At 37.2% G+C, this 13,025-nt stretch carries 15 protein-coding genes and 4 tRNA genes; 4 read left to right on the forward strand and 15 right to left on the reverse strand.

Going from position 1 to position 13,025, the window contains the following annotated elements:
- The first annotated feature begins 73 nt into the window (after nt 1-73).
- Complete coding sequence (locus PR767_RS02370; protein WP_109911217.1) at nt 74-505, forward strand: carboxymuconolactone decarboxylase family protein; 432 nt, start codon at nt 74-76, stop codon at nt 503-505.
- A 66-nt stretch (nt 506-571) separates the two neighbouring features.
- On the opposite strand, the gene map is transcribed toward PR767_RS02370, so the two are convergent.
- Nucleotides 572-1,342 (reverse strand): type I methionyl aminopeptidase, encoded by a 771-nt coding sequence (gene map / locus PR767_RS02375; RefSeq protein ID WP_004263445.1) that lies wholly within the window; start codon nt 1,340-1,342, stop codon nt 572-574.
- A complete protein-coding gene (locus PR767_RS02380) occupies nt 1,335-1,541 on the reverse strand; it encodes a ParD-like family protein (protein WP_004910200.1) in 207 nt (68 codons plus the stop codon). Before PR767_RS02380 ends, map begins: the two co-directional genes overlap by 8 nt.
- Before the next feature lie 326 nt (nt 1,542-1,867).
- Here PR767_RS02380 and PR767_RS02385 point away from each other — a divergent pair, with 326 nt between their 5' ends.
- Nucleotides 1,868-2,293 (forward strand): universal stress protein, encoded by a 426-nt coding sequence (locus PR767_RS02385; protein WP_004910195.1) that lies wholly within the window; start codon nt 1,868-1,870, stop codon nt 2,291-2,293.
- 132 nt (nt 2,294-2,425) lie between these two features.
- Nucleotides 2,426-2,857, forward strand: coding sequence for a DUF5339 family protein (locus PR767_RS02390; protein WP_042851572.1), 432 nt, complete (start codon nt 2,426-2,428; stop codon nt 2,855-2,857).
- A gap of 5 nt (nt 2,858-2,862) precedes the next feature.
- On the opposite strand, the gene PR767_RS02395 is transcribed toward PR767_RS02390, so the two are convergent.
- The 4 genes from PR767_RS02395 to PR767_RS02410 all read right to left on the reverse strand — a co-directional run bounded on the left by PR767_RS02395 (nt 2,863) and on the right by PR767_RS02410 (nt 7,324).
- Nucleotides 2,863-3,636, reverse strand: coding sequence for a nucleotidyltransferase domain-containing protein (locus PR767_RS02395; RefSeq protein ID WP_004910190.1), 774 nt, complete (start codon nt 3,634-3,636; stop codon nt 2,863-2,865).
- Nucleotides 3,637-3,642: 6 nt separating this feature from the next.
- Nucleotides 3,643-4,848 (reverse strand): nicotinamide mononucleotide deamidase-related protein YfaY, encoded by a 1,206-nt coding sequence (locus PR767_RS02400; RefSeq protein WP_272519839.1) that lies wholly within the window; start codon nt 4,846-4,848, stop codon nt 3,643-3,645.
- An 836-nt stretch (nt 4,849-5,684) separates the two neighbouring features.
- Nucleotides 5,685-6,884, reverse strand: a complete 1,200-nt coding sequence (fabV, locus tag PR767_RS02405; protein WP_109911334.1) for an enoyl-ACP reductase FabV — start codon at nt 6,882-6,884, stop codon at nt 5,685-5,687.
- A gap of 125 nt (nt 6,885-7,009) precedes the next feature.
- Nucleotides 7,010-7,324, reverse strand: a complete 315-nt coding sequence (locus PR767_RS02410) for a DUF1090 family protein (RefSeq protein WP_115167415.1) — start codon at nt 7,322-7,324, stop codon at nt 7,010-7,012.
- Nucleotides 7,325-7,492: 168 nt separating this feature from the next.
- On the opposite strand from PR767_RS02410, the gene PR767_RS02415 reads away from it, so the two are divergent.
- Nucleotides 7,493-8,053 carry an SMI1/KNR4 family protein gene (locus PR767_RS02415; RefSeq protein ID WP_109911213.1) on the forward strand — a complete coding sequence of 187 codons (561 nt, stop codon included), beginning with the start codon at nt 7,493-7,495 and terminating at the stop codon, nt 8,051-8,053.
- A 26-nt stretch (nt 8,054-8,079) separates the two neighbouring features.
- Here PR767_RS02415 and PR767_RS02420 read toward each other — a convergent pair whose 3' ends face one another.
- The 9 genes from PR767_RS02420 to PR767_RS02460 form a co-directional block, all read right to left on the reverse strand.
- On the reverse strand, nt 8,080-8,640 hold the full coding sequence (locus PR767_RS02420; protein ID WP_109911212.1) for a hypothetical protein: 561 nt from the start codon (nt 8,638-8,640) through the stop codon (nt 8,080-8,082).
- A gap of 124 nt (nt 8,641-8,764) precedes the next feature.
- Nucleotides 8,765-8,917 (reverse strand): hypothetical protein, encoded by a 153-nt coding sequence (locus PR767_RS02425; RefSeq protein WP_042851570.1) that lies wholly within the window; start codon nt 8,915-8,917, stop codon nt 8,765-8,767.
- Between the two features lie 272 nt (nt 8,918-9,189).
- Nucleotides 9,190-9,276, reverse strand: a tRNA-Leu gene (locus PR767_RS02430).
- A gap of 126 nt (nt 9,277-9,402) precedes the next feature.
- Nucleotides 9,403-9,489, reverse strand: a tRNA-Leu gene (locus PR767_RS02435).
- Between the two features lie 7 nt (nt 9,490-9,496).
- A tRNA-Cys gene (locus tag PR767_RS02440) sits at nt 9,497-9,570 on the reverse strand.
- A 23-nt stretch (nt 9,571-9,593) separates the two neighbouring features.
- Nucleotides 9,594-9,669: transfer RNA gene (locus PR767_RS02445), tRNA-Gly, on the reverse strand.
- A 166-nt stretch (nt 9,670-9,835) separates the two neighbouring features.
- Nucleotides 9,836-10,384 (reverse strand): CDP-diacylglycerol--glycerol-3-phosphate 3-phosphatidyltransferase, encoded by a 549-nt coding sequence (pgsA, locus tag PR767_RS02450; RefSeq protein WP_004263394.1) that lies wholly within the window; start codon nt 10,382-10,384, stop codon nt 9,836-9,838.
- Between the two features lie 57 nt (nt 10,385-10,441).
- Entirely contained in the window at nt 10,442-12,274 is a 1,833-nt protein-coding gene (uvrC, locus tag PR767_RS02455) for an excinuclease ABC subunit UvrC (RefSeq protein WP_109911211.1), read from the reverse strand.
- A complete protein-coding gene (locus tag PR767_RS02460) occupies nt 12,241-12,927 on the reverse strand; it encodes a LuxR C-terminal-related transcriptional regulator (RefSeq protein ID WP_004910157.1) in 687 nt (228 codons plus the stop codon). Before PR767_RS02460 ends, uvrC begins: the two co-directional genes overlap by 34 nt.
- Between the last annotated feature and the right edge of the window lie 98 nt (nt 12,928-13,025).

Genomic DNA, 13,025 nt, shown 5'->3' on the forward strand with positions numbered 1-13,025 from the left:
TAGCGCAACCTTCCAACCAAACCGCACCAAACATTGCATTTTATCTGACAACAAAATATGTAAGGAATCACTCATGAGTGAACTGAGATTAGCCTATTACAATTTATCACCTGAAGCTTATAAAGGGCTTATTGATTGCAAAAATGCATTGGATAAGAGCGGGTTAGATAACGAACTGATAGAACTCATCTATTTAAGAGTTTCACAAATCAATGGCTGTGCATTTTGCCTAGATATGCATGCAAATTCATTGCGTTCAAATGGCGTTAGTAACAAAAAAATTGATACTCTCGCTGGCTGGCAGGTCAGTCATCATTTTAATTCATTAGAACGCGCTGCATTAGCTTGGACAGAAGCGGTTGTTAATATAGCTACCAGTGGTACATCAGATGCTCTCTTTAATGAATTAAAACACCATTTTTCTGATGCTCAAATTTCTGATCTAACCATCGCTATTGGTTTAATGAGTGCATTTAATCGTATAGCAATAGCACTGAGACAATAGTAAAAATTTGCATAAAAAAAGCTTGTTACCATAATGGCAGCAAGCTTATAAACTCTATTTTTAACGCTATTTTTCTTCATCGCGTAGTGTTAAAACTTCATAACCATCTTTAGTAACTAATACCGTATGTTCCGATTGAGCAGATAATTTTTTATCTCGCGTTACGACTGTCCAGCCATCTTTTTTTGTTTTAATTTTCATTCCACCTTGGTTGATCATTGGCTCTATCGTAAATGTCATTCCTTCTTTTAATTCTACCCCTTTCCCTCGTACGCCATAATGAAGAACTTGCGGGTCCTCATGCATTTCACGGCCAATACCATGCCCACAATATTCACGTACAACACTATAACCTTTAGATTCCGCATAATGTTGAATAGCAGAACCAATATCACCTAACGTTGCGCCTGGTTTAACTTGCTTTATGCCTTCCCACATAGCGGCATAAGTATCTTTAACTAACTTACGTGCCAGTGGTGAAGCTTCCGGCATCACATACATTTTACTTGAATCGGCAATGAAACCATTTTTCTCTAGCGTAATATCAACATTAATAATGTCTTTTGCTTTTAAAATTTCATCTGTTTTTGGAACGCCATGGCAAACGACTTCATTTAGAGACGTGTTCAAAACATATTGGTAGCCATATTGCCCTTTACTGGCAGGCCTTGCTTGTAACTCATTAACAATATAGCTTTCAACTTTATCATTAATTTCCATCGTAGAAATACCAGGTACGATAAATGAATCCAACATCTTAAAAACACTAGCCAAAAGTCGTCCAGACTCACGCATCAGTTCAATTTCTTCTGCTGTTTTAATTGTAATATTATTCATGAACCTTTCCTTTTAATTCAATTGACTCTTTCTCTAACATTTCATTGATTAACATAGTAAATGTCTTATTCGGGTTTAATTCAGCTTGCATTCCAATTTTAATCCAAAATTCTGCCTGTGAATTAATCGACCGGGACATAACTTGGCTCGCATGGCGTAGATAATCATGCAATTCATCTGAAATTTTTACGATACCCAAAATAACCTCAACAATATGATATGTATACAAACCATGTATAGATCATATAACAGGAAGGTGATGATTCAAAGTACTCACGTTTTGTATAGCACAAAGCGCATGAAAAACAGCCTATAAATATCACCATTAAGTTTCTTAAGTTAAATCCGCCATCAAAGTATTTATTTTGTTGATCCGCTATGATGGAGCCCGAGGTATGTAATTCCTATGTGTAAATTAACATTATTTTGATTGACTCGGCCATTTACTAATTTAACAGCTCTACTCTTTATAAACTAACGACCCGATTACTGCATGAACTCAATAAATAAAAGCTGGAGAAAAATATGTATAATAAGATTTTGGTTCCGATTGATATAACAGAAAAAAGCTTAGCACATTTAGTTATGGCACATATTCAATACCTTGCTGAATATGAAAAAGCACACATTCATTTTTTAGCGATTATTCCTACTATCCCTTTCTATACCACGATGGGATTTGGTTTTGCTGAAAAAGCGGATAGTGAACAAGATAATGTAACAAGACAACTCACTGAGATTATTAAAGAATTTAATCTTTCAAGTGATAAGTACAGCGCGCAAGTTTTAATGGGAACACCAAGAGATGAGATTTTACGCGTTGCTGAAGAAATTTCTGCTGATTTAATTGTAATTGGCTCAAAGCGTCCCGGTATGTCCACATATTTTTTAGGTTCGACAGCATCAATGGTTATTCAAAATTCAAAAATTTCTGTTTTAACGGTTCGATAACCACTATCAATTATAATAACCTAGGTAACCTATTATTGGGTTACCTTGTTTTTTCGTGTTAAGCTTACATATCGAGATTATTCACTCTACTAGGCTATATATTACAGGTTTATTTTTCACTCAAGGAATGTAATGAAAAGATACTTTCTCTGGATCAGTATAAGCATCAACATTATTCTTGCTATCGCCTTAATTACATCTATTACCTTGTTTTTTAACATGAAAAATCAGGTAATGACTATCGTTGAGCAAGTAAAAACAGGAAAGTATATCGAGCAGGTACAACAGCAAACCAAGCAACTGATTCCAAATACGCTAAATGAATTAAAAACCTTAGAAATTGATGGTGACTCCTGTGGCCAATTTTATCAAAAAGTTGATGAAGTTATTGAATACTTAAATAATAATCCAGAGATTATTGGGGCACAAACCTACACAGATCAACTGTCTTCAGTAAAAATGGCTATTGATAAAACTCCGACTATATTAAAAGACAAGGCCTGCAAAAAGGGTGTTTCAAGTATTAATTATATCGTTAATGCACTGCAGCCTGATGAGCTATAACGGGTTTATTTATTAATACTATTAGAGCGCTCACAATCTAACCAATTGATAAACTGGATTAATTTCTCCACGAATTGCTCATCAGCAAACGGAACAGTTCCTTGATATAAAAAATAATTTATCTCAGGTTGCCGTTCAGGGTAACGTTGGACTAATTTCTGTGTATATTCAGATAATGTTTCTGGCCAGTCATTGTCTTTTTTCCAACGTAAAATGTTGGTCGAACGAATGAGTTTTCTCGATGCCGCCCGATATAATAACTTTAGTTCAGCGTCATCATTACAATGATTAATTTGGTCAATATAATCATTGAGCACATTAACAAAATCACCATTAACTGCTTCTGCTATTTCCCGCGAAGGGATAAGTTGGCTAAAATATGTAGCTAAATCATGCCCATAAATGCAACGGCAATGATGCTTAATCCAATATCCCCAACTATATAAATTAGCCTCACTCATCACATCCGTAAGTATACCAATATCAAAATCAATTTTGCTTATCTCGGTGTGACTAATCGTTAGTTGTAGTTGTATTCCATTAAGTCTGGTTGTCTCAAATTGGGTAAGATCGTCACGTAATATGATGCACAGATCTAAATCTGATTGTTGAGGTTTTGCACAGCCCTTTGCAACACTGCCATAAACATATAGGCTATGGAGCTTTTCTTTTAGTATGTGACTCAGCCAGTAAATAGATTCTGTTATTACTAACTGAAATTCCGATTGAAAAGGCCTTTCCTCAAGAACAGGGATATACGCATAATCTTTTAATTTCATAACCCACTAACTCTCTAAGATAAGTGTTTCTGTTTGTACTAACCATTCATAATAGCCAATAACCTCACGACCATTTAACCAGCGAAACAGCATATCTAGTACTAACATTACACTGACTTCTTGCTTTTCTTTCTGCGAATGATTATTTGGTAAATAGTGAATTCTTTGCACATAACACTTATCTGGGGTTGATAATGCAACGTTTAGATACTGCTCCTGATATTCACCAATCACTAAACCAATAGATAAGGGGTGGTTAATCGTTATATTCTGAGCTCTTTGCGCTAGAGTTTCTAATGTTTGCTCCACATCAAGTGGTAAAATTTGACTGTCAGAAATAACGATTCCTGCTGAATCCAATGTCCAATTTAATAACCCAGCACTATATTGTTCACTAGCTATTACGTTTAATTTCTTTTCTTTTAATAAGTTACCAATTTTTTGTGCTAAACCTTCAGTACCTTCAAATATCAGATTATCCCCTACTCCTTGCTTCACGAGTTGCCAATCTCTCTCCATCAATTCTTTTTGTGATGCAGGCCCCGTCAGTTTTAATTCAATAATAGGCATTGAGGAGCGGTAGCCTAAAACACAATTTTCAGGTAAAGGTAAGCTATCAAATTGCTTCGCAAGACTACTTTCACTACGACCAAAACTGGTTAGACGTAAACAAATTGGTGGCTCTGGCAATGTAAACCGTTCACGTAACCTCGGCAAAATTTGCTCATTCACCATAACTTTAAACTCTGAAGGAACCCCCGGTGTAAAAAAAATTAGACAATCATTCAAAACTAATGAAAAGCCACAAGCTGTTCCGACTGGGTTATCAATTAATTCCGCATTGGCAGGAAGTAGCGCTTGCTTACGATTTGTCTCAGGCATAACTCGCCCTCTGGCAATAAAATAGCGCTCCATAACCTCAATCCACTGTGAATGCTCAACTAATGGAACTCCCGCAGCTTTAGCCGCTGCCAAAGCACTTAAGTCATCACTTGTTGGCCCAAGCCCACCATTAACAATCAGAACATCTGCAGATAAACTACGTTCAAGGAAAGTAGCGACTAAACTATCTAAATCATCACCAACAGTTGTTCGGCTACTCAAAGGGAGACCTTGTTGAAAAAAACAGTCTGCTAACCAAGCGGCATTTGTATCAATTATTTGTCCGTGTAAAACCTCATCGCCAGTACTCAACATTTCAACAACTAACATCCATAACTCCCTTATTATGCAAATTACATTAACTTGCTAAATTACCTTATTATTAAGCTGACTAACATTAATATTTATTCAGCAAAACTGCTCTTCAAAAGTCACCTATAATCTATTAGAAACAAATAGTTTAGGATAACTATCACAATATGTGAGTCATAAAAAGGCTATAGTTTTATATGCAATTGAATCCATTATTTTTTATCGTAATAATAGAGGCTACATTTTCAAGCTAAAACTAATTAAGTCTATCGCACTACTTTCTTTATTTTTATTTCCGGATGTCAACTTGGGGGCTCTACAAATTCCAATTCAAACTCAGATTCAAAATTTGGGGAATTAAATGAGTTAAAAACGATAGAGTTTCCTTCCACAGAAACACCTAAAGATCTTGCTGAAGGCGCATTTGAAACTGAGTACGATAATGGCCAGCCAAAATTCAAAACTTGGGTATCTAAAGGATGTCTGGATAAATACATCAAAACCTACTATGAGAATGGCCGTATCGATATCGAATTAACCGCGCTATAAGGCACCATTTAAAATCTACCATAACACTCCAAGTAAAAACCAAGCATTACTGGTACTTTTAAAAATGGAGAACTTGTTGGCACAGTAACTGAATTTGATGAAAATGGAGAACTTGTTGGCACAGTAACTGAATTTGATGAAAATGGAGCGATTATTTCTAAAACACTGATCCGTGATGGTAAGGCCATCGTAGTAGAATAATTTAATGAACAAAATAAAGCAGAAGCATATGATTTACAAAATAGCTAAAAAAGAAACCCGCAATTAGCGGGTTTCTAAGATATTAACAATCAAGGACAAAGCGACTAAATCAGCTCTTTTACTTCAAAATTCACTTCACCGCTAAGGTCAGCATCATAATCAACACCGTTTAGACCGAAGCCAAACAAACGGAGAAACTCAGCTTTATAACCTTGGTAATCTGTTAGCTCATTGATGTTATTATCATTCAACTGCTGCCAAATTTCACGACATGTATTTTGAACATCATCACGCAATTCCCAATCATCTAAACGTAGACGATGCTTTTCATCGGTATCTGGCACTGCGTCATTGAATAATTTAGTGGCAAATAAGCGTTGAATTTGTTCAATACAACCTTCATGGATCCCTTTCTCTTTCATGATTTTAAAGACAATAGAGATATATAAAGGCATTACAGGAATTGCAGAAGAGGCTTGTGTTACGACAGATTTTAATACAGCAACATACGCTGCCCCACCCTTAGCTTGCAATTTTTGGTTAATTGCATGAGCCGCACGGTCTAAATCTTCTTTTGCTTTACCTAATGTACCATGCCAATAAATTGGCCATGTTAAATCTGTACCAATATAAGAATAAGCCACAGATTGTGCATTATCAGCTAAAACACCTGCTTCATCTAATGCATTCATCCACAGTTCCCAATCTTGGCCGCCCATGACTTTTACTGTATCTGCAATTTCTTGTTCATTTGCGGGCTCAACAACGGCTTCAATTAGCACATCTTTGTTGGTATCCAGAGCAACAGATTTGTACGGTTCGCCAATAGGTTTCAAGGCCGAACGTACGATTTCACCTGTTTCAGGCATTTTACGCACAGGTGAGGCCAGTGAATAAACTACTAAATCAATTTGGCCTAAATCTTGTTTAATTAAATCAATAACGGTTTGACGGCATTCATCAGAAAAAGCATCACCATTAATGCTTTTCGCATACAAGCCTTCTTCTTTCGCTGCTTTGTCAAAACCTGCAGAATTGTACCAGCCCGCAGAGCCTGTTTTACCTTCACTGCCTGGCTTTTCAAAAAATACACCGATGGTAGCCGCACCGCTGCCAAATGCAGCATTGATACGAGAGGCCAGGCCATAACCGGTAGATGCACCAATAACTAAAACTTTCTTAGGGCCGTTTTTCAGTTCACCACGTGATTTCACGTAGGCAATTTGCTCACGCACATTGGCTTCACAGCCTGCCGGATGAGCTGTAGTGCAGATAAAACCACGAATTTTAGGTTTGATAATCATAGTCATTTTTTCTTGGTAGCTAACAATCAGGGTCTAATATACCTGATATTATCCATTTACTTAAGACAGAGTGAAAATAAATAGGGAGAACAGACCAGTTTATGGCTTATTTTCTCATTAATTATCTATTTTAAATCGTTAAGCGCTTCAATAACACGACGTAATGAATCTAATTCCCGCTCAAGGCTAGTTTCTTTTCCTCTAGAATAATGGTCATATATTCTAGTAGCGCCAGAGTGGCTATCATAACACTTATTACTAATTTTATGGATTTTCTTCCTGATTTTGGACACTTTGTTTTTATTACCATGGTATGAAGCGTGACGCAGTTGCTGCTCTAAACTCATGAGCGTTTTTCCGCAATCATAGTATTTTGAGCCTGCTTGCGAAGAAAATGGGATAAATAGCGCCAAGAGAGCGACTAATAACGTTTTTCTCATGATAATTTCCTGATATAACTCATAAAATAATTTCTACTAGTCCAACATTTATGAGTATTTTCATCTACGAGATTTATCTTAGTTAAATAATCATCGCACTTATGTATAAAATATTGAAAGATAGCTATTCTTGAAACATACACTGTTGAGATGAAGGAATTTATAATCATGTCCCCAGATCAATTCCATGACCGCATGTGGGAAATACTGCAAGATATTAACAAAAATGAATTTCATGCTGTTGCAGCTAAACCGCCTACGGATAAAGCAATTGCCAATTTAGCTACATCCACAGGAATAGCATTACCCAAAGATTTTTTAGCCTTTTCGCAAAAAACTAATGCTCTTTGCATCATGGCCCGAGAAGAATTATGGCCTGAAGCTAAATTATTCGATGTTGGCCCAGCATGGACATTTCATCGAGGTTTAGTCATTTTAGGAATCGAAGCAGAAGATCTTCCTGAATGGGCTAATATACAAAATGCCTATGAAAGTTTAGTTGAACTTTATGAGCTAACCGATGTTTTGCCACTATTAAAAATCATGGGTGACGGTAACCATTATTGGGGCGTAAAACAGGATGGAACTTTTGTTGAAGTTTTCGATGGTGAAGCCACCACTCTCGAATGCAGCTTTATCGACACTTATGCGACAGAAATTAAAGAACTCATCCAGCGGCAAAAAGATATGTGCGAGCTGATAACTAAACGAAATAAAAAACAACATTAGCGTGTGTCAAATAACTTGATAGCCGCTTATTGCGGTTTAGTTGGTATTAAATTATGGATAACCATAACTGAGTAAACAATATCTTTTTTATCGTGAATTTTGCGAAAATGGGCATTACTAACAATACCAACCATAATCTGCATGCCATTTTTTTCATAAACTCGCTTAAATGGCGTTGTTTCGTCATCAGATATTTTATCTAAGAAATAAATATCCCGTTTATAACGCTCGATTGTTTGCTTTGGCAAACCATATGCTTCAAACATTTTCTGGTTAATCGCATCATACTCGGCCAAAATGACTGATTGGTCGCGGCTATCTTTTCCTTGAGAAGAAACTAACATTAATGTATTTTTTTCCCGAGAAAACATCAATAAAAACAGTTTATTTGCTATTTGAGGAGAGTTTTCTGATGAACATAAAGCACCTCCCTCTTCAAATTCAGTGCATTGTAATCCTTTTAAATGCAATTTTTTTATATCAACGGGGGTTTGCCCCCATTTGAACCCATAGGGGGCATCCAATTTTTTCGTTGTACAACCAGAAGCAAACACCAGTATTAACGTAAACAAAATCCCTTTATTCATCACTTCTCAAATTCCAATTAAGTCATCTAATTTGATACTACCAAAAACGAATAATTAATCAAAAATTAACTTTTCTATCATTACATTAAATGACTCGATTAATTTCTGCGTAGTTAAGGCCATCTTATTCTTCTTTACTCTCCTGCTGTTTAGCCTTTGCCATAGCAATTTCTTTCAGCCAATCCGCTAATAAAGGTTTTGTTTTTACTGTGTCTAGTAGTGCTCGTTCGTGTTTCGTTAATCGTACAACAACAACTTCAGTTTTCATGTTAGACATAGCTCGATCCTCTTCAAGAATCAAAATAGTGCCACAAAACATCAACAGAACGGTCTGACTTACGGTTTTTTACACGAATTACGCGTTAGCTGACACAACAAAGCAACTTTTGCGCTCTTATAAAAATAATTCATTGAATATAAAGAAGAAATATAACTAACAAACCGATATTAGTTGAGTAGATACAACGAATTTAAAGAGGATTAGATACAAAAAAACCACCTATAGGTGGTTAATTGTTAATTTCAAATCATCACTGATTGAAATTGAGATGGTGCCCAGGGCGGGACTTGAACCCGCACAGCCTAAAGGCCGAGGGATTTTAAATCCCTTGTGTCTACCGATTTCACCACCTGGGCCAAATTGTCTTTCTCACAAACTTGGATAAATTATTAATTTACCCAACTAACCATATATTCAATAACGATGCATAGTGGTTAGCTAACTTAAAATAAAACACTTAATGGTGTTTAATTACTTTAAGATGGTGCCCAGAGCGGGACTTGAACCCGCACAGCCTAAAGGCCGAGGGATTTTAAATCCCTTGTGTCTACCGATTTCACCACCTGGGCTAAATTTTGGAGGCGCGTCCCGGAGTCGAACCGAGCTACACGGATTTGCAATCCGGTGCATAACCGCTTTGCTAACGCGCCTTATCCGAATTTCTTTCGAAATTTGGAGCGGGAAACGAGACTCGAACTCGCGACCCCGACCTTGGCAAGGTCGTGCTCTACCAACTGAGCTATTCCCGCGTAAAGCTTCACTTTTCAGCTTATGCTTTTCAAACTGGCTGATTTACTTATTTATTTTCGTAAACCATGTTGCCGTTCGATGCGTTGCATTCTACTGATTTCACCTATCGAGTCAATACAATTATTGAAATAATTGGATCGTTCGCTGTTTTTTCAATCATTTCGATCACGCTTCGCTCAAATCGCCCCATGCAGCCTTTAAATATTGGAACATTGACCAAAATGTTAAGATAGCAGCCACATACATAAGTGCAATTGAAAGGTTTTCAATTAATGGTGTTGGGCGCCACAATAAACCGACTAATGACATCATTTGAGCTGTTGTTTTAAATTTCCCGATCCAAGAAACAGCCACACTGCTACGTTTACCTATCTCTGCCATCCATTCACGTAAAGATGAAATAATGATTTCACGTGCAATCATAGTTGCCGCAGGTAAAGTCACATACCAAACATCATAACTTTCTGTGACTAACACTAACGCCGTTGCAACCATGACTTTATCAGCAACTGGATCTAAAAAAGCACCAAACTTTGTGGTTTGCTTCCACAATCTGGCTAAAAAACCATCAAACCAATCAGTTACCGCTGCGATAACAAAAATAAGCGCACATGCAAACGGCCCCCAAGTAACAGGGAGATAAAAGGCTAATACAAAAAACGGTATTAGGATGACGCGAAATAATGTCAACCACGTTGGTATGTTTAATTTCATCACGCTCACTAACTTTTTGACCAAGTTGGATATTATGAATATGTTGCCCTAAGACACTCACTGTTTCAATGCATTATAAATCTTTTCTGCAAGGGCGTATGAGATCGAGGGCACTTTTGCGATTTCTTCTATACTTGCATTACGTAAAGGCTGTAACCCGCCCATATATTTTAGCAACATTTGCCGACGTTTTGGCCCAACCCCTTCAATAGATTCTAATGCGCTAGTACTTTTGACCTTTGCTCGTCGTTGTCGATGCCCTGTAATCGCATGATTATGCGACTCATCTCGGATATGCTGGATCACATGCAACGCCGGAGAATCTGGTGGTAATGAAAAACCTTCACCTTCAGGTTTTAAAAATAACGTTTCAAGCCCCGCTTTACGGTCGCTTCCCTTAGCTACACCAATTAGCAATGGGTGTTTTTTATCCCAATCGACCTCAAGTGAATTAAATACATCCCTTGCCTGCCCTAGTTGGCCTTTACCACCATCAATAAAGATGATGTCAGGCACTTTGCTTTCATCAATATGTTTACCATAACGACGCGTTAAGACTTGATGCATCGCCGCATAATCATCTCCCGGAGTGATCCCTGTAATATTATAGCGCCGATACTCTGATTTAACTGGCCCTGATTTATCAAATACAACGCAAGAGGCGACGGTTTGCTCCCCCATCGTATGTGAAATATCAAAGCACTCCATGCGGTTAATATTTTCTAAATTAACGACTTTTGCTAGTGCTGCCATGCGTTGTTGTACCGTCGAGTGTTGCGCTAATTTTGTAGAAAGCGCAATTGATGCATTCGTTCTCGCTAATTTTAAGTAACGAGCCCTCACACCACGCGGCTGGCTTTGAATATTAATTTTACGTCCGGCTATCTCAGAAAGAGACTCCGCTAATAATTCTTTTTCTGTTAATGCAAAATCTAATAATATTTCACCCGGTAGCGTTCTATTTTCGCTGCCTTGTAAATAAAACTGACCTAAGAAGGTTTGCACCACTTCCTCAAGCTGAGTATCTGCTGGAATTTTAGGAAAATAGCTACGGCTGCCAAGGACTTTCCCTTGACGAATAAAAAGTACATGCACGCAAGCAAGGCCAGACTCAAAAGAAACGCCAATAACGTCTAGGTCATCGCTGTCCCCAGATACATACTGCTCTTCCGTAACAGCCCTTACTGCTTGAATTTGATCTCTAAAACGTGCGGCATCTTCAAAGCGTAGTTCTAAACTTGCCTTTTCCATACGCTCAACGAGACCCGCCAAAACTTGTTTATCTTTTCCGGTTAAAAATAAACGGACATATTCAACTTGTTGATTATAGTCTTCATCGGAAACCAAGCCTTTAACACAAGGACCTAAGCAACGGCCAATTTGATATTGCAGACAAGGCCTTGAGCGATTTCGATACATGCTATCTTCACATTGACGTATCGGAAATAACTTCTGCATTAACGCCAGTGTTTCTCTCACCGCATAAGAACTGGGGAAAGGGCCAAAGTACTCACCTTTTGCATGTTTCGCTCCTCGGTGCATCGAAATTCGAGGATGTGTTTCACTGCTCAAAAATAGGTAAGGATAAGATTTATCATCACGCAGCAATACGTTATAACGTGGTTGATACAACTTAATATAGTTGTGTTCAAGTAATAGTGCTTCTGTTTCAGTATGAGTCACCGTAACATCAATAGAGGCGATTTGCTTAACCAACTGCTCTGTTTTACGACTTCCCACATTTTCACGAAAATAACTGGATAAGCGTTTTTTAAGATCCTTTGCTTTCCCTACATATATGACCGTTTCCCCAGCGTCATACATACGGTATACACCAGGTTGATTAGTGACTGTTTTTAAGAAAGCTTTCGGCTCGAACTGTTCTGACACTCGGATAAACCCTGTTTTGCTGTAATTAAACCATAACTGATGGCTATATGAGTTAATTCTACATCACTACAGATATTAAGTTTACTAAACATTCGATATCGATAGGTATTTACTGTTTTAGGGCTTAAGGAAAGCGACTCTGCCACCCGTTTGATAGGTATCCCTTGAGTAATCATTAGCATGATTTCCAATTCACGCCCTGATAATAAATCATATATATCTTGTTGATTGCTATAGATTAACCGCTGGAGAGCAAGGTCTTGCGCGATATCCGGAGAGATAATTCGCCGTTTAACACTCACAATCTGGATAGCTTCAATGAGCTCTTCTTCTGTCACATTGATACTTAATAAACCAAAAATACCGATATCTAGTGCTTTTAAAAAAAATGACGGATTATTTCTGACATTGTATATAATGATCCCAACATCCGGTTGAGTTCTGCGCAGTGTCTGGACTGTTTTTAGTGAATCATAACGGAAGCTATCACTACTGATTAAAATCATATTTGCTTTCTGGCATCTATTCCATGTAATCGCATGTTCCACAGTTGGAAAAGAAGCAACAACCTTATAGCGTATATGACGTGAAAAAACTGCCTCAAAACCACGAATTGCAATATTATTATCGTCAATTATTATAATATTAATCAATTAATTCCCCTATTGGATTTTAAAATTAATTGTAAAAATAATAAATGAATAAATAAAAAAGTCATATACACTTTTTAATTTATCTTTGTTTTATTAAA

Origin of the sequence: Providencia sp. PROV223 (assembly GCF_028479245.1) — a bacterium.
Taxonomy (GTDB): Bacteria; Pseudomonadota; Gammaproteobacteria; order Enterobacterales; family Enterobacteriaceae; genus Providencia; species Providencia rettgeri.